Source organism: Nonomuraea sp. NPDC050790 (genome assembly GCF_044456745.1).
In the GTDB taxonomy this organism is placed as follows: Bacteria; Actinomycetota; Actinomycetes; order Streptosporangiales; family Streptosporangiaceae; genus Nonomuraea.
The window spans coordinates 43,495-60,758 of record NZ_JBITGF010000002.1 but is presented as its reverse complement, the minus strand read 5'-3'; the positions used below and the strand labels follow the sequence as shown (position 1 = coordinate 60,758).

The 17,264-nt window shown below is 71.3% G+C and carries 10 protein-coding genes; 4 read left to right on the top strand and 6 right to left on the bottom strand.

Annotation, left to right across the window (positions count from 1 at the left end):
• Positions 1–23: 23 nt before the first annotated feature.
• Both galT and ACIBEJ_RS08760 read right to left on the bottom strand, forming a co-directional pair.
• Positions 24–1,121 carry a galactose-1-phosphate uridylyltransferase gene (galT, locus tag ACIBEJ_RS08765; RefSeq protein WP_397182046.1) on the bottom strand — a complete coding sequence of 366 codons (1,098 nt, stop codon included), beginning with the start codon at positions 1,119–1,121 and terminating at the stop codon, positions 24–26.
• Positions 1,118–2,416, bottom strand: a complete 1,299-nt coding sequence (locus ACIBEJ_RS08760) for a glycosyltransferase (protein WP_397182045.1) — start codon at positions 2,414–2,416, stop codon at positions 1,118–1,120. The genes galT and ACIBEJ_RS08760 overlap by 4 nt, the downstream gene beginning before the upstream one ends.
• 174 nt (positions 2,417–2,590) lie before the next feature.
• On the opposite strand from ACIBEJ_RS08760, the gene ACIBEJ_RS08755 reads away from it, so the two are divergent.
• Genes ACIBEJ_RS08755 through ACIBEJ_RS08740 form a run of 4 tightly spaced genes read left to right on the top strand, consistent with a single transcriptional unit; the run spans position 2,591 to position 7,077 of the window.
• Positions 2,591–3,862: a cation:proton antiporter gene (locus ACIBEJ_RS08755; protein WP_397182043.1), complete on the top strand. Its 1,272-nt coding sequence runs from the start codon at positions 2,591–2,593 to the stop codon at positions 3,860–3,862.
• Between the two features lie 28 nt (positions 3,863–3,890).
• On the top strand, positions 3,891–5,030 hold the full coding sequence (locus ACIBEJ_RS08750; protein WP_397182042.1) for an acyl-CoA dehydrogenase family protein: 1,140 nt from the start codon (positions 3,891–3,893) through the stop codon (positions 5,028–5,030).
• The gene (locus ACIBEJ_RS08745; RefSeq protein WP_397182041.1) at positions 5,027–6,493 is read left to right on the top strand and encodes an AMP-binding protein; all 1,467 of its coding nucleotides are present in this window, start codon (positions 5,027–5,029) and stop codon (positions 6,491–6,493) included. The genes ACIBEJ_RS08750 and ACIBEJ_RS08745 overlap by 4 nt, the downstream gene beginning before the upstream one ends.
• Positions 6,490–7,077 (top strand): flavin reductase family protein, encoded by a 588-nt coding sequence (locus tag ACIBEJ_RS08740; RefSeq protein WP_397182040.1) that lies wholly within the window; start codon positions 6,490–6,492, stop codon positions 7,075–7,077. Before ACIBEJ_RS08745 ends, ACIBEJ_RS08740 begins: the two co-directional genes overlap by 4 nt.
• A 51-nt stretch (positions 7,078–7,128) precedes the next feature.
• Here ACIBEJ_RS08740 and ACIBEJ_RS08735 read toward each other — a convergent pair whose 3' ends face one another.
• Genes ACIBEJ_RS08735 through ACIBEJ_RS08720 form a run of 4 tightly spaced genes read right to left on the bottom strand, consistent with a single transcriptional unit; the run spans position 7,129 to position 17,254 of the window.
• Entirely contained in the window at positions 7,129–8,763 is a 1,635-nt protein-coding gene (locus ACIBEJ_RS08735) for an NAD(P)/FAD-dependent oxidoreductase (protein WP_397182039.1), read from the bottom strand.
• 26 nt (positions 8,764–8,789) lie between these two features.
• Positions 8,790–10,442 carry an NAD(P)/FAD-dependent oxidoreductase gene (locus tag ACIBEJ_RS08730; RefSeq protein WP_397182038.1) on the bottom strand — a complete coding sequence of 551 codons (1,653 nt, stop codon included), beginning with the start codon at positions 10,440–10,442 and terminating at the stop codon, positions 8,790–8,792.
• A 45-nt stretch (positions 10,443–10,487) separates the two neighbouring features.
• The gene (locus tag ACIBEJ_RS08725; protein WP_397182037.1) at positions 10,488–12,128 is read right to left on the bottom strand and encodes an NAD(P)/FAD-dependent oxidoreductase; all 1,641 of its coding nucleotides are present in this window, start codon (positions 12,126–12,128) and stop codon (positions 10,488–10,490) included.
• A complete protein-coding gene (locus ACIBEJ_RS08720) occupies positions 12,125–17,254 on the bottom strand; it encodes an SDR family NAD(P)-dependent oxidoreductase (RefSeq protein WP_397182036.1) in 5,130 nt (1,709 codons plus the stop codon). The genes ACIBEJ_RS08725 and ACIBEJ_RS08720 overlap by 4 nt, the downstream gene beginning before the upstream one ends.
• Positions 17,255–17,264: the final 10 nt, after the last annotated feature.

Below are 17,264 nucleotides of genomic sequence, written 5' to 3'. Positions count from 1 at the left end.
CGGAGCAAGGACGGTCCCCGCGATCAGCCCAGCTCGCGCAGACGGGCCGCGGCCGCCTCAGGCGGGATCTCGTTGACGAAGACGTCCATGAGCAGCTCCGATCCGGCCAGGTGCTTCAGCTTGGCCGGGGTACGGCGCACAGTGAACAGCTCCAGATGCAACGCGAACCCGCGAGGAGCCGAGACGGGCGCCTGCGACCAGGACGAGATGTACGGCACCGGCCCCACGTCCTCGCCGAACAGCCGGTCGAAACGACGCAGCAGGTCCAGGTAGAGCCCGGGGAACTCGGCGCGCGCGCCGTCGCCGAGCGCCGTCAGGTCGGGCACCCTCCGCCGAGGGTATACATGCACCTCATACGGCCAGCGCGCCGCGTGCGGCACGAACGCGGCCCAATGCTCCCCCTCGATCACCACGCGGCTCCCGTCGGACAACTCTCCCGCGAGCACGTCGTCGAACAGATTGCGCCCAGTGCGCTCCCGGTGCGCGGCCACCGAGGCGAGCACCCGCTCGGTCCGCGGGGTGATGAAGGGGTATGCGTAGATCTGACCGTGCGGGTGGGCCAGGGTCATGCCCACCTCCTTGCCCCGGTCCTCGAAGAGGAACACCTGCTCGACGTCCGGCAGCCGGGACAGCTCGGCGGTGCGGTCGGTCCACGCCTCCAGGATGAGAGCCACCTGGCCCGGTGACAGGTCGGCGAAGGACGCCTCGTGGTCGGAGCTGAAACACACCACCTCGCAACGGCCGGCGCTGGGCGCCCTGTCCCACGCGTGCCCCGGCCGGCGCAGTTCGTCGATCCGTGCCCGCGCGCCGTCCGCGCGCCCGTAGAGCGAGGGAAAGCGGTTCTCGAAGACCACCACCTCGTAACCGGGGGCCATGATCTCACTGTCGCCCTCGGGCGAGGGGCACAGCGGACAGCCGTTGGTGGGGGTGTGCAGGAGGCGCCCCTGGCGGTGCGAGGCGATGAGGACCCACTCCTCGCGCACCGGGTCACGCCGTATCTCCGCCATCGGCGTGGCCCGGGTGAGGACCCGCTCGTCCACGGCGTCTCGCACGACGTCGTCGCCGGCGTCGTAGTAGATCAGTTCGCGTCCGTCGGCGAGGCGCGCCGAAGTCTTCTTCACTCCGGGCCCCTTCCCTGGCCGGCGAGTCGTTCGATCAGCTCGACGGCGCGGCGTGGCCCGGCGTGCTTGCCGTACTCCCTGCTCAGCGCCGCGGCTCGGGCGCGGTAGGAGGGGGTGGCGAGCACCGTGCCCACCGCCTGGCGGAGCCGGTGGGCCGACAACCTGCGCCGGGGCAGGCCGATGCCCACGCCCGCGTAGGCGACCCGTGCCGCCACCTCGTGCTTCTCCTCCGTGGCCGGCGCGATGACCAGCGGCACGCCGTGCGACAGGGCGGTGTTGACCCCGCCGTAGCCACCGTTGGTCACCATGACGTCCACATGGGGCAGCAGCTCGAAGTGCGGGACGAAACGCTCCAGCCGGACGTTGGCCGGGAGCGGGCCGAGGTCGATGGACTCGGGCGGAACCCCGGTCGTGGCCACCACCAGCACGTCCATGCCGGCCAGCGCCTCGATCGCCGGCGCCAGCAACCGGTCGGCGTCGTTGGCGACGGTCCCCTGGGTGACATGCACGACCGGGCGCCCCTCGCGCATCTCCTCCCACCAGGAGGGATGCTCGAAGCCCTGCGGTGGCGGGCCGACGAACGGCCCGACGAAATGCGTCTGCGGCAGCATGTCGGTGCGCGGGTACTCGAAGGACGGCACCGTGCCCATGAGATAGAGGTCCGGCGGGTGCACGATGTTCTCGAACGGCCCTTTGCCGATGGGCGCCAGCCCTGCTCGCGACCTGGTCACGTCCGCGGCCCGCCGTAGCTCCCGCAACGGGCCGGACAACGTGCGCGACGCCCGTTTGAGCACGCGGTTACGCAGGCGGCCCAGCGGCGTAGGGTCGGGATGCAGCCCCAGGCCCAGAGGCGCGGTGTCGCGACTGCCGAAGATGTAGATCGAGGTGGCGACCCAGGCGATCGGGACGCGCCGCCTCTCCGCGGCGAAGTTGGCGCCGAAGATGGTCTCGCCGGTGACGATCACGTCGGCCGGGGACTCATCCAGGATCGCCAGGATGTCCCGCATCTGTGCGTGGGCCGGCCGGTAGAAGATGTCGCGGAACGCCGCGGTCATGCTCTTCAGGCCGGTCAGCCCGGCGTGGTGCGGGAACGCCTCCTCCCGGGTCTTGCCGCCCCAGTCATGGCCCTCGCGCATCGGCACGTAGACCGCGCCCGTCGCCTCGACCTTGGGGCGGAACGCGCGCCCGGTGTACCAGCGCACCTGATGTCCGGCGTGGACGAGTGCGCGAGCGACTTCCACCATCCCGTTCACGTGGCCCTCACCAGGAGTGGTGGCGACCAGAATCTGCGCCATACGGCTCACCCTTCTCTCCAGCGGCGACTTCCTGTGTAGGCCCCGCCGGTGGAACCTGCCTGGAGTGCGCCGCTCGACCGGAGTTCAAGCGTGGGTGCGGAAAGTGTGCCGAGGAGGACCCCAGAACCCACGATTGGAGTCGCAGTGAAGGAGCATTCCGCGGAATGGGCGATCATGACGACTGTCGCCGGGATCGGGCTGATCCTTGTCGTCGTCACGGCGGTCATCCTCCTCTTCCGGCTGCTGCGACAGCCCGCCGTGATCGGCGAGATCACCGCGGGCATCCTGCTGGGCCCGAGCGTGCTGGGACTGCTGCCGGGTGACCTGACCGAGGTCCTGTTCCCCGAGGAGTTGCGCTCGCATCTGTCGGTCGTGGCGCAGATCGGGGTGCTGCTGTTCCTGTTCATCGTCGGCTGGGAGTTCTCCCCCGCCTCCGTCCGGCGGCACCGGCGCAGCGCGGGCCTGATCTGGCTGTCGTCGATGGCCACCCCCATGGTGCTGGGAACCGTGCTGGCCTGGCTGCTGTACCCGCACTACGGCACCGTCGGGGGGCGCCCGCTGGAGTTGTCGAGCTTCGTGCTCTACCTCGGCGTGGCCATGTCGATCACCGCGTTCCCCGTGCTGGCGCGCATCATCGCCGAGCACCGGCTCCAGACCAGCCGGGTGGGCGCGCTGGCGCTGGCGATGGCGGCCGCCGACGACGTGCTGGCCTGGTCGGTGCTGGCCGTGGTCGTCGCGCTGGTGACCGCGGCCGGGGCGAGCGGGTTCGTCATGGTGATCGTCTGGTCGATGCTCTACGTCGCGGTCATGTTGTGGGTCGTGCGGCCGCTGCTCGCCTTCGCCGTACGGCGGGCGGGCGAGGCGGCCAGGCCCTGGCTGGCGATGCCGGCCGCCGCCGGAGTCCTGCTGTCGGCCTACACCACCTCCACGATCGGCATCCACGCCATCTTCGGTGCCTTCATGTTCGGTCTGGTGATGCCGCGCTCCTCCCCCGGCCTGCTGCGCTCGGCGGTGCGCGAGCCCCTGGAACGGGCCGGCACGCTGCTGATGCCGGTCTTCTTCGTGGTCACCGGCCTGTCGGTCGACCTGACCACGCTCTCCGGCCCAACCCTGCTGGTCACGGTGGCCATCATCGCGGTGGCGTGCCTCGGCAAGCTCGGCGGCGTCGCCATACCCGCCAGGCTCAGCGGGATGAGCACGAACGGCTCGATCGTGCTGGGGCTGCTCATGAACACCAGAGGGCTGACCGAACTCGTGATCCTCAACGTCGGCCTGAGCCTGGGCCTGCTCAACACGCAACTGTTCAGCGCGATGGTCGTCATGGCGGTGGTGACCACGGCCATGGCCTCCCCCCTGCTGACGCTGACGCTGCGCCGTGCGAAGCCCCTGACGCTGGAGCCCGACCTGCGGCTGGACCCGCCGGTCTCGGCCCTGTCCACACGCTGACGGCACGCCCTACCGAGGAGGAGAAACGGTGGACTTCGGCTGGAGCGAGGAACAGTCCGCCCGCTACGAGCGCCTGCTGGCCGAGGTCCGTGCGGTGTGCGCGGACTCGCACGAGGCCGGCGGGCCTCTCGGCGCGGAGCGGCGGCACTGGCTGCGCCTGGGGGAACTGGGAGTGCTCGGCTCCTGCGTCCCCGCCGCGTACGGCGGTCAGGACCTCGGCGCGCTGGACACGGCCCGGCTCTTCGAGGCGCTCGGCCGCGGGTGCTCACACACCGGGCTGGTGTTCGGCGCGGGCGCGCATCTGTTCGCCTGCGCCATGCCGATCGCCGAGTTCGGCCGGCCCGGCCTGCGGGACAAGCTGCTGGCGGGCATGTGCGCCGGCGAGGTGATCGCGGGCAACGCGATGACGGAACGGGAAGCCGGGTCGGACGTCTCCGTGCTCGCGACGACGGCCCGGCGCACCGCCGGCGGCTGGCTGCTGAGCGGGGAGAAGACCTTTGTCAGCAACGGCCCGGTCGCCGACGTCCTCATCACCTACGCGAGCGTCGACCCGAACGCGGGCTACTTCGGGCAGACCGCGTTCGTGGTCGACCGCGCCGCCCCAGGAGTCCGCGTCGGCGCGCCGATGGCCAAGATGGGCCTCGGTGACTGCCTGGCGAGCCCGGTCGGCTTCGCGGACTGCTTCGTCCCCGACGAGCGAGTGCTGGGCGAGCCGGGGCAGGGCGGGCCGATCTTCCAACGGTCCATGGGATGGGAGCGGGCCTGCTTGTTCGCGGGGTTCCTGGGGCTGGCCGACCGGCTGGTCGAACAGGTCACGGCGCACGTGCGCGCGCGGCGGCAGTTCGGCCTGCCGCTCTCCCGCTTCCAGGCGGTGTCGCACCGGCTGGCCGACATGGTGCTGCGGATCGAGGGTGCCCGCCTGCTGTTGTACCGCGCGTGCTGGCAGATGGACCGGGACGATCCGGCCGAGCTGGCCATCGCCCTGTCCAAACTGGCCGTCTCCGAGGGCGTGCTGAACAGCGCTCTGGACGCCGTCCGGTTGTTCGGCGCCCGAGGCTACCTCGACGGCGACGTCGAGGCGGCGCTGCGCGACACCGTGCCCACGGTGATCTTTTCCGGAACCTCGGACATCCAACGACAGCTCATAGCGAGGGAGCTTGGCCTGTGAAGCTTCACCACCTGCTCATCGAGGCCGCGCGGCGCCGTCCCGGCGCCATCGCCGTCCACGACCGCGACGGCCCGGTCACCTACCGGGCGCTGGACGAACTGTCCGCCCTGCTCGCCCTGTCGCTGCGTGCGCACGGGGTACGGCGCGGCGACCGGGTCGTGGTGTGGACCGGCAAAAGCGTCGAGGCCATCGCGGTCATGCAGGCGGCGCTACGCATCGGCGCCATCTACGTCCCGGTCGCCGCCACCAACCCGGTGGGCCGGCTCGCGCGGATCGTCAGGGACGCCGCGCCCGCGCTGGTCGTCACCGACGACGTGCGGCGGGCCATGAGCGAACCGATCGGGGCGCCGGTCATCGGCCTCGCGGCGCTGATCGAGAGCCCGGGGCCGGGCGACCCGCCGCGCGACGACCCCGCGCCGGACGACGACCCGGCCTACATCCTGTACACCTCCGGCTCCACCGGCTCGCCCAAGGGCGTCTGCCTGAGTCATCGCAACGCGCTGGCGTTCGTCGAGTGGGCGGTGCGCGAGGTCCGGGTGACGGCGGAGGACCGGCTGTCCAACCACGCCCCGTTCAACTTCGACCTGTCGGTGTTCGACCTCTACGCCGCCTTCGCCGCGAACGCCGCCGTGCACCTCGTTCCCGAGGAGACGGCGTACGCTCCGGAACTGCTCACCGCGTTCCTGTACGAGCGGGACATCACCGTCTGGTACTCGGTTCCCTCCGCGCTGAGCCTGATGATCCGCGAGGGCGGCCTGCTGGACAGGGAGCCTCCGCCCCGTCTTCGAGCGTGCGTGTTCGCCGGGGAGCCGTTCGCCCTGCGTTACGTGCGCGCGCTGCGCAAACACTGGCCCCTGGTACGGCTGCTCAACTGGTACGGGCCGACGGAGACCAACGTGTGCACCTCCTATGAGGTGGGCGAGGCCGACGTGGACCGCGACCGTCCGCTGCCGATCGGGTACGCCTGCAGCGGGGACACCGTCGAAGTGCTCGCCCCCGACGCCTCAGGCGTCGGCGAGATCGCCGTCAGCGGGCCGACGGTCATGCGGGGCTACTGGGGAGGCGAGCCGCCGGCCCTGCCGTACCGGACGGGAGATTTCGGGCGTTTCGGCGCGGACGGCGAGCTGCACTTCGTGGGCCGGCGCGACCACCTCGTCAAGGTAGGCGGGCACCGGGTCGAACTCGGCGACGTCGAGACGGCGCTGGGCTCGATGGAGTCCGTCTCCGACGTGGCCGTGCTGGCGGTCGGGGAGGAGGAACAAGCGCGCCTGTGGGCGTTCGTGGTGGCCGCGCCGCATCAGCGTCCCTCCTTGCTGGCGGCCAAGCGCCACTGCGCGGAACGGCTGCCCGCCTACATGATCGTGGACCGCCTGCGGGTGGTCGACGCCCTGCCCAGGACACCAAACGGCAAGATCGACCGCGAGCGGCTGCTGGGGCTGACGGAGAACGGAGGGCCGCGATGAGCGCCTGGGAGAAGTTCCCCATGGCCTGCACGGGGCCGGAGTCCGCCGCGATGGACATGTTCCCGATGAGTGGGCTGGACCACGAGCCGGCCGGGCGTCCGCCCTCTGTGGACCGCGACACCTTCCGCACCGTCATGGGGTCGTTCGCCAGCGGCGTGTGCGTGGTGACGACCACCGACGCCGCCGGTCTGCCGAAGGGCTTCACCTGTTCGGCGGTGTGCAGCGTGTCGGCCGATCCGCCGCTGCTGCTGGCGGCGGTGAGCAATCGCAGCAGCTCGCTGGTGGCCGCGGTGGAACGGGGACGGTTCGCGGTGAACATGCTGAACCACGACGCCCGGCGGGTGTCGCAGGTGTTCGCCTCGCTGGTGAAGGACAAGTTCGAGCGGGTGAGGTGGGACCGCGGCCGGGTGAGCGGGATGCCGGTGCTGGTCGACGTCGTCGCCTACGCCGAGTGCGAGCTGGACCAGTCGGTGCCGGCGGGCGACCACACGCTGCTGGTGGGCAGGCTCATCGGCGGCGGCCTGGGTCCCGAACGCCGGCCGCTCACGTACTGGAGGGGCGCCTACGTGGAGGTACTGGGCTGAAGCAGGACATGAAGGCGCCGGCGGACCTGGTCCGCCGGCGCCTTGGCCTTCTCAGTGGATCGCGGGCGGCGGCACGTTGGTGAGGTTCTCCTTGGTCAGCATGGTGCGGAACTCCACCGGCGCCGTGGTCTTCGCCCACAACAGCATGCGCAGCCTGCGCACCGTGGAGAAGTGGTAGTACCGCGCGCGCGGATCGGCGAAGCGGTAGACCGGCGGCACGAAGGGCGCCCGGCGCAGCAGGGCGAAGATCCTGGTCGCGGCCGAGCTCGCCGAGCGGGTGCCGGCTCCGGCCTCGTGCAGTTCGCCGAGTGCCCGCTCCAGCAGCTCGCGCAGCCCCTTGGGCGGCGCGAACCAGAACGCGTCGTCGCGCCGCAGTTCCACCTCGTCCCAGCGGCCCTGAGCAAGGCACCGGTTGCGTGCGCTCTTGAGCGACAGCGCCGCCAGCATGGACCACAGCAGCCAGACGCGGGAGTAGGCGTTCCACAACCGGAAGTCGCCGCTGGCGGCACGGGCGGCCGACAGCAGCCGGTCGTTGAAGTCCACCAGGCGCTCCTGCAGCCGCGCCACCGGCTCCAGCCGCGGTGCCGACCAGTCACCCGAACGTGTGGCCTCGATCAGCACCGGTGCCAGCGCGTGCACCATCTCCGCGCTCATGGTGACGTCTCTGGACAGGAACAGATCGTTGCGGCTGGCCGTGCGGTCGTAGAGGAACCACCTCTCGCCCACCGTACGGCCGGCCGTACGCTGCCAGCGGCGCGAGGACACCCACGGGCGGGCCGCGGCGGCGCCGGAGAACGAGCGGGACAGCGTCGGAAAGCGGCCGATCAGCGTGCGGAAGGCCTCTTCGGGGTCGGCGGGCAGGTCGGCGTACCTCACCGGGTCCACGCTGAGCACGACGCTGGCGAGCGGGTTGACCGGATCCTCGCCGTTGTCGAAGTGCACCACCTGAAGCCAGCCGCCGGGGAACAGGTGGCTGAGCGTCCCCTTCGACCACGGCGTGGCCTGCCGGTAGTCGGTCAGCGTGACGCATTCCTCGAAGGGCGTCACCCCGGACATGTGGGTCGCCAGGACACGGGAGCGCGTGCGCAGCCTCGGTTCCGCGTCTTCCACGTCGAGCCTGCGCAGCAGGGGGGAAGCGGCCCCGCTGCCGTCCACGACGAAGGCGGCGTGGTAGACGGAGCCGTCCCGCACCAGCACGTCCACCTCGTGCTCGCCGACACGGACGTCGGCGAGCGGGGAGCGGTGGGCCACGGCCCTGGCCCCGTACCGCAGGGCGAGGGTGAAGGCGTGCCGATCCACGTGCGGGCGGTAGAGGTGCCACTCGGCGTGCTCACCCGGCACGTTGAACTGCACGGCCTGACTGGGCTCCTGCTCGTGCCCCTGGCGGTGGTAGACGAAGCCCAGGCTCCGTTTGATCCCGCTGGAACGCCGCACCGGGGAGGGCAGCGCGCTGGTGAGCCCGAACGCGGCCAGCTCGGGGATGTCGAAGCGACGGGCCAGGGTGAAGAACACCTCGGCCGTGTAGGGCACGGTCGTCTCCCCCGCGAACTCCTCCTGGTCGGGCGGCGCGTCCACGAGGAGCACCCGCACGCCGTGCCTGGCCAGCACCGCGGCGAGCAGGCTGCCCGCCAGGTGCGTGCCGAGCACGGCGACGTCGAACCGGGCGCCGGGAACCGCTGTGGTCATGACCTGTCCTCCTTCCGGGCACCGTCTCAGAAGAGCTTGCGTCCCTTGAGCACGCGGGACCTGATGGCCGCCTTGCCGGTCTCGATCATCAGCCCGCCCAGCTCGGGGTCGGCCTCCGTCTTGGCCCAGCGCGCCATCTTGAAGAAGGTCTTGGGCCCGGGGCTGATGAAACGCACGTCACGCTCGGCGAAGCCGAAGTGCTTGGGCCAGAAGTCGGCCAGCCGCATCTGGTCGTAGAGGTCGTCGGCCGCCTCCAAAGGCGCGAGCCGGCCCGCCTCGACCGCGTCCACCTGCTCGACCATGCTGTCGTACGCCTTGGCGAAGCCGTCGTTGAAGCCCCAGTAGTGGCCCAGGTGCGGAGCCTGCTCCAGCTCGCGGAAGTGCCTGTCGTTTCCATCCTTGGCGAACCGGCTGAGCGCCCGCTGGATCTGGTAGCAGCCGGCGTTCGCTCCCCAGGCCCAGAACCTGAACACCGCGGTCCACAGGTCGTATTCGCGCCACGAGATGAACGCGGCGTTGACCAGCGAGTCGTTGTAGTCGAACAGCCTCTGCTGCAGCCGCTCGACGAACTCGAAGCGTTCGGCGGAGAAGTCGTCGTCCTTGACCGCGTCGAGCAGGCGCGAGGCGAGCGAGTGCACGGACTCGGCGGTGTTCGACAGCCCCCTGGAGAACAGCGGGTCGATGAACCCCGCCGCGTGCGACAGCAGAAACCACCGATCCCCCGCGCACCTGCTGGAGGAGTACTGCAGACGCCCGGTGGAGACCCACTCGCGCACCGGCTTGCCCCCCTCGAACTGCCGGACGATGTCGGGGTACGGCGCGGCGAGAGCGTAGAAATCCTCCTCCGGGGTCAGGTGGTCGGGCTTGGGGTAGGTCCGCGGGTCCACGGTCATGCCGACGCTGCACAGCGGGTTGGTGGACCACTTGTTGTTGTCGAACGCGATCACCCATGCCCAGCCGCGCTCGAACATGTGATGCACCGTGCCCTCGTACCACGGGAACGGCGGCCGGTTCTCCGGCCCGTGCCGCCACAGGTCGTCGGTGGGCGTGATGTCGAGCATGTGGTTCCAGATCGAGCGGGAGTGGTGCTTGAGCCGGCACGGGGTCTCCCGCAGGCCGAACTTCTCGGCCAGCGGCGACCGGAATCCGCTCGCGTCCACCACGTACCGGGCCCGGTACTGCGCGTCCCCGCCGCTGACGGTCACTCCCGAGTCGTCGAAGTCGACCTCCTCGACGCGGAAGTTCTGCCGCGCCTTGCAGCCGTACTTGATCGCGACGTGGAACAGGTAGGCGTCGGTGTCCTGGCGGAAGTAGTGGGCGGCCTCGTTGAGGAGGTTCTTCGGCGTGTTGAACTCGTTGGTCTCGCGCGGGTTCTGCGGCCGGCCCTCGTGGTGCAGCAGGAAGCCGAAGTGCCGCTTGACGCCGAAGCGCTCCCCCATCGCCTTCCTGGTCTGGGTGAACGTGGCCAGCGCCTTGATTTCCGGGACGTCGTAGCGCTCGGCGAGAACCCGCAGGTAAAGCAGGGTGTACGGGATCGTCGACTCGCCGATGGCGAACCGGGGGTGCGACGCCGCGTCGAGCAGCAGCACCTTCGCGCCGTGTCGCGCCAGGATCGCTCCCAGCAGCGAGCCCGCGATGCCTGAGCCCAGGATCGCGACATCGTAGACAGTCTTCTCCATACTGCTGCTTCGCATCTGGTGATGGGCCTTTCTACGTTCGAAGGGTCAGTGACGACGGCTGAACCGGCTGCGGAGCACGCCGCCGATGGCTCCGGTGATCACGCTGCCGACGTGCGGGGGCGCCGTTTTCCTCCCCCACTGGGCGGCGCGGAGCATCTTGGGCGGGGTCGCGTGGAAGAAGCGGTTGGCGGGGTCGGCGAGATTGAACACCGGCGGGATGTAGTCGGCGTCCTCGATGTGGTGGAACACCTTGGCGGCGGCCGCGGAGGGGCTCAGCGAGCCGTTCTCCACGGCCAGGCACAGGTCGCGGGTGTACGGGCCGAAGCGGTTGAACTGGTCGCTGACCGGGAACGGCGAGCCGGGATGCTCGCCCTGCTCCAGCGCGCGAAACAACCCGTCGTCGCCGGTGCGCAGGAACTTGACGTACGCGTCCTCCAGCACCAGCGTGCCGAGAACGGTGCCGATCTTCCACGTGCGGTAGACGGCGTTCCACAACTCGTAGTCGCGGAACCCGACGAAGGAGCTGTAGACCAGGTCGTCGTGCACGTCGAACAGGCCCTGCTGGAGGGTTTCCACGTACTCGAACCGCTCGGTGGACCAGTCGTCGTCCCTGGCGGCCGCGATGAGCCGCCAGGCGAGCGCGTTGATCACGTCCATGGTGTTGGTCAGTCCGCGCGAGTAGAGGGCGTCGATGAAGCCCGCCGCGTGGGAGGTGAGGCAGAACCGGTCGCCGACCATGCGCTTGGCGGAGTACTGCAGCCGATCGGTGGAGACCCACGGCCGGGTGGTGACGGCGCCTCTGAACTGCCAGGCGATCTCGGGGAAGCGTGTCAGGAAGTCGTCGAACTCGCGCTGCGGGTCCGGCTCGTCCTTGGGGTGACGCCTGGGGTCGAGGGTGAGCCCGACGCTGCACAGCGGGTTGGTCGAGCCCGGGTGGTTGTCGAAGGGAATGACCCACAGCCAGCCGCCCTCGAAGATGTGGTGCAGGGTGCCGCTGTGCCAGGGGCTGGGCTGGCGGTGCAGGGCCGCCGCCGGGGCCTGGTCGAAGGGACGCACCCCGATCATGTGGGTGAACAGGCTTCTCGAGTGGTGCCGTGCCCGGGTCGGCTGCTCCCTGAGGTCGAAGGCGTCGGCCAGCGGCGAACGGAAGCCGCTGGCGTCCACCACGTACTTCGCGCGGAACCGCACGCCCCCCGCGGCCCGCAGCTCGACCCCTGTGTCGGGGTCGATGGTGATCTCCTCGATGCGGGTGCCCGGCCGGGGGTGGGCGCCGTGCCGTACCGCGACCGCGAACAGGTAGGCGTCGGTGTCCTGGCGGTACAGGTGGGACTCGGTGCGCAGGGCGGTGGGGATCTTGAGTTGGTTGATCTCCTCCGGATTCTGCGGTACGCCCTCGCGGTGGTAGACGAAGCCGAAGTTCTGCTTGATACCCGAATTCTGAGAGATGTGCCGTTGAATGCCCTTGAAGCTGGCCAGCGCCGCGATCTCCGGCACCCGGTAGCGGTCGGCGATGATCCGTGTCATCGCCGACGTGTAGGGGATGGTGGACTCCCCGACGGCGAACCGGGGATGAGTGCCCTGGTCCACCAGCAGGACCTTGACGCCGTTGCGGGCCAGCACGGCGGCGAGCATGGAGCCGGCCATGCCGCTCCCCAGTATCGCCACGTCGTAGCCATCCGTGGTCACTTGATGACGCTCCCCTCGGTGTTGTCGGGATTGTCGAGCTTGTGGCTCTGCCGTACCTGGTCAAGGAGGAAGGCGTCCCACCCGGCGGCGTCGGTGGCGAAGAACTCGGCGGTCGAGCAGTCGATCGCCAGGTCCTTTCTGACCCGCCTGAGCAGCTCCATGACCATCAGCGAGTCGATGCCGAGGTCGAGGAGCTGGAATCCGGCGTCCAGCCGTCCCCGATCCACGCGCAGGATCTGCGCGAGCTGGTCACGCAGATACCCGGCGACCAGCGGGAGGCGCTGCTCCGCCGGGCAGGTCCGCAGTTCCTTGAGCACCGACGGGTTCTCCCCGGTCTCCGCGTCCTGCTCGGCCACCGTGATGTTGGCCAGGAGCGGCTTGGCGCCCCTGACCTCCAGGACCGGCTTGTATCGAGCCCAGTCGGCCGCGCACACCACCGGCTGGACGCGGTCCGCGGCCAGCAGCGCGCCCAGAAGCCGCAGGCCCTGCCTGGCGGGCAGCGGCTTCAGCCCGGTCGCGGCGAGGAACGAGCGGACGTCCTCGCCGTAGAGCTTGGACGGCAGCTCCCACTGGCCCCAGTTGACGCTCATGCCGGCCAGCCCCCGCGAAGCCCGGTGGTGGGCCAGCCCGTCGAGGAAGGCGTTGGCGGCGGCGTAACCGGCCAGGTGCAGCGAGCCCCAGGCGGCGGCGATGGAGGAGAAGCCAAGGAAGAAGTCCAGCTCCATGTCCCCGACGGCGCGGTGCAGCGCCCAGCCGCCGATGACCTTGGGCCGCCATACGGTGTCGTAGCCCGCGCGGTCCACCTCCGCGACGATCTGCGGCGAGGAGACGCCTGCCGCGTGCACCACGCCGCGCAACGGCACCTCTCCCGCCTTCAGCCGGGAGATCACCGCCTGGACCGCCGCGAGGTCGGCGACGTCCGCGGCCACCACCTCCACCTCGGCGCCGGCCGCCTCCAGCCGGCGCACGGCGGCGATCCTGCTCACCTCCGCGGCCGAGAGGTCCGCCTCGTCCCAGCGTCCGCGCTCGGGCAACGGGGTACGGCCCAGCAGCACGAGCCGTCGCGCACCCTGACCGGCCAGCCAGCGGGCCACCGCGGTGCCGATGCCGCCGAACGCCCCCGTGATCAGGTAGGCGGCGTCCTGCCGTACCGGCGGCGTGGCCTGGAGCTGCTCCTGCGACAAGGGCCGCGGCTCCAGCCGGCAGACCAGCGCCCGTCCGCCGCGCAACGCGATCTGGTCCTCGGTCCTGCCGTGCGCCAAGGCGTCGGCGAGGGACGCCTCACTCGCCGGGTCGTCGGGATCGAGGTCGACGGCGCCGCCCCACAGGGCGGGGTGTTCCAGTGCGAACACCCTGCCGAGTGCCCACAGCGGGGTGGCTGCGGGGTGATGGCGGCGTTGGGCGGAGGTGGCGGCGACCGCGCCGCGGGTGACTAGATGGGCCTTCGTGTCGGCGAGGCTGAAATGCGCGTTGAGGGTCTGCATCACGGAGACGGCGAGCAGCTCGGACCTGTCGCGGTGGGCGACGAGCGTGGCCTCGTCCGCCTCTTCCAGGGAAGGGGCGTCGAGGCCGGTGAGGATGACGACCCGGTGCGGAGGCAGCTCGGTGATCAGATGGGCCAGCCGGTCCTCCGGCACGGCGCTGACGAGCCGGCAGCTCCCGCCTCGCGCGCGCACCTGGCCGGCCAGCCGTTCGCCGACACCGCCGCCGTCGCCCAGCAGCAGCCATTGCTGCCCGCGCAGGTCGGCGGGGGCCGGCAGGTCCGCATCCTGCCAGTCCAGGTCGAACAACAGCTCAGCCGGGTCGCGCCAGGGCTGCTTGGCGGTCAGGTCTCCGGCGGGCGCCGTCCGCAGCCCGGTGGCCAGGCCCGCCACCTGCCCGTCCGCGGTGAGGAACGCGGCGGCGCCCGTCCGGGAGTGGAAGCGGACGGCGGCGACGGGCTCGTCGAGATCCAGGGACAGTCCCCCGATCTCGACGAGATCCTCGCCCAGGGCGGCGAGGGGGTGCCCATCGCCCGCGGGGACCACCACGCCGTCCTTCGTGCCGGAGGGCGTCGCCCGCAGAGGGGCGCGGCGGAGCACCCCGCGCGCGTGGACCCGCCACGGGGCCTGCGCGGCCGCCTCGGCTTCGCCCCGGCCGCGGACGGTGAAGACCGCCTCGTCATCCTCCTCGTTCAGCTCGACGGACAGCCACACGGTCCGTTCCGCGCCCACCGGCTCGTGCAGGGTCGCGCGAGCGGCCTGCCGCCACGCTCCGCCGAACGTGTTCACCGCGGCCTCGCGGGCCAGCTCGGTCAGGCGAGCCAGCCCGGCGTCCTCGCCGAGCTGGATCCGGTGGCTGGGCACGAGCCCCGCGACCGCGAGCGGCGCCTCATCGGGCAGGCGCGGAACCTCGCGGAACCAGTGCCGCTCGCGCTCCCACACGTACGTGGGAAGCGGGACGCGGTTGAACCGGGGACCGGCGTGGTAGGCGGTCCAGTCCACGGGCATCCCTCGTAGGTGCAGCGCTCCCAGCGTGGCGGCCATGCGCCGGGACCCGTCGTGGCCGCGCCGCAGCGAGGGCAGCCACAGGCAGCCGGGGTCGTCGACGCTGCGGGCGCCCAGGCCGGCCAGCACCGGTTGCGGGCCGATCTCCAGGAAGGTGCGCAGTCCGGCGTGGTGGAGGTGATGGACGCCGTCGTGGAACCGCACCGGTGCCAGCGCGTGCCGTACCCAGTACTCGGGGTCGCGCTGGTCCTCGCCCCAGTCCGCGCCGGTGACGTTCGACACCAGCCGGATGGCGGGCTCGTGGTGCGTGATGTCGCGGGCCACCGCGCGCAGGTCGTCCAGGATGGGGTTGAGCAGCGGCGAGTGGAAGGCGTGCGACACCTTCAGCAGACGGCTCTTGACTCCCTCTTCCAGCAACCTGCCGGTGACCGCGGCGACCTCCCCCGCGGGGCCGGCGATGACGGTGTCGGACGGGCCGTTGACCGCCGCCACCGACACCAGGTCCGTGCCCTCGATGGCTCGCCTGGCCCGTTCCTCGTCGCATACCAGGGTGGCCATGACGCCGCCCTCCGGCAGAGCCTGCATGAGCCTGCCCCGGGCGGCCACGAGCCGCACCGCGTCCGGCAGGTCGAGCACGCCGGCTACGCAGGCGGCCGTGATCTCTCCCACGCTGTGGCCCATGACGGCGACCGGCCGTACTCCCCAGGACGACCAGAGCTGGGCCAGCGCGTATCCGACGGCGAACAGCGCGGGCTGGGTGTTGCCCGTGCGGTGGATCGGGGAGTCCGTGCCGTCGGGCAGGTCGAGCAGAACGGACAGCGGCTGGTCGAGCAGGGGGTCCATGAGTTCCGCGACCTGCTCGATCGCCTGGCGGTAGCGCGGTTCCGCCCGCAGTTCCTGCCCCATCCGGCCGTACTGGGCGCCCTGACCGGTGAAGAGCCAGGCCAGGCCGCGGTTGCGGTGCGGGGCGAGCGGCACCGTCGTGCAGGCGTCATCGTGATCGCCGCGGGCGAAGGCGTCCAGCGCCCGCGCCAGTTCCCGCGGCGAGTCGCCGGTCACGGCCAGTCCCTTGGCCATGCGGCCGCGCCCGGTCTGGGTGGTGCGGCAGACGTCGTCGAGCGACAGGGTGTCCTGCTCGCGCAGATGGGCGGCGTGGTTCGCGGCCAAGGCGCGCAGGGAGCCTTCCGTTCTGGCGGACAGCGTGAGCACGCCGTGCTCGCGGGACGCGCCCGTTCGCGGTGCCTCCGGCGGGCGCGGCGGCGGTTCGGTGAGCACCGCGTGCGCGTTGGTGCCGCTGGCGCCGAATCCGCTCACCCCACCGGCCCTGACGCCGCCCCGCGCCGGCCACGGCTGATTCTCCTCCACGACGCGCAGGTGCAGCCCGGCCCAGTCCACGTTCGGGTTGGGGTCGGTGAAGTGCAGATGCGCGGGGATCTCCCCGTGGTGCACGGACAGCACCAGTTTGAGCAGCCCGGCGATGCCCGCCGCGGCTTCCAGGTGGCCGATGTTGGTCTTGACGGAGCCGACCAGCAGCGGGGAGGCGGGGTGGTGGGCGCTGCCGACGACCGCCTCCAGCGCTCGCAGCTCGATGGGGTCGCCCAGCGCGGTGCCGGTGCCGTGCGCCTCCACGTAGTCGAGGTCGGCGGGGTCCAGGCCGGCCTGCTCCAGCGCGGCGGCGATGACGGCCTGCTGGGAGGCCGGATTGGGCACGGTCATCCCGCTGCTGTGCCCGTCGTGGCGTACCGCGGTGCCGGCGACGACGGCGAGCACGTTGTCGCCGTCCCGTTCGGCGTCGGCGAGCCTCTTGAGCACCACCAGGCCCGCGCCTTCGCCGCGCCCGTAGCCGTCGGCGGAGGCGTCGAAGGTCTTGCAGCGCCCGTCGGGCGCCAGGCCGCGGAACTTGCTGAGCAGGACGAAGGAGTACGGGCTGAGCATGAGGTTGACCCCGCCGGCCAGGGCGAGGTCGCACTCTCCCAGCGAGAGGGCACGGCAGGCGTCGTGCAGCGCGACCAGGGACGAGGAGCACGCGGTGTCGACGACCTGGCTCGGCCCCATCAGGCCCAGCACGAAGGAGAGCCGCCCGGCGGTGAAGCTGGGCTCGCCCATGAGCTGGTAGGCGTCGACGTCGGCGGCGTCGCCGCGTTCCTGCCGCAGCCGGACGTAGTCGGTGGTGCTCACACCCAGGTACACCCCGGTGGCGCTGCCGCCGAGCGAGTCCGGCGCGTACCCGGCATGCTCCAGGGCCTCCCAGGCGACTTCGAGGACCAGGCGCTGCTGCGGGTCCATGCCGATCGCCTCGCGCGGCGAGATTCCGAACACCTCGGGCTCGAAGCGGTCCACCTGGTCGACGAACGCGCCGTTGAGCGTATAGGTGGTGCCCGGCGTGTCGGGGTCAGGGTCGTACCAGGCCCGCAGGTCGGCGCGGTCGGCGGGGAACTGACGCACCGTGTCGCGCCCGGCGCGCAGCAGCCGCCAGAACGCGTCGGGCCCGTCGACACCGCCGGGCAGCCGGCATCCCGCGCCGATCACCGCGATCGGCTCCCGCCGCGCGGCGTCGCCCTTCTCGGCGAGCCTGCTCCGCAGGCGTTCGATCATCCGCAGGGATTCGATGAGCTGGGCGCGAAGATCAGCCTGGGTCATCTCTCGCTTC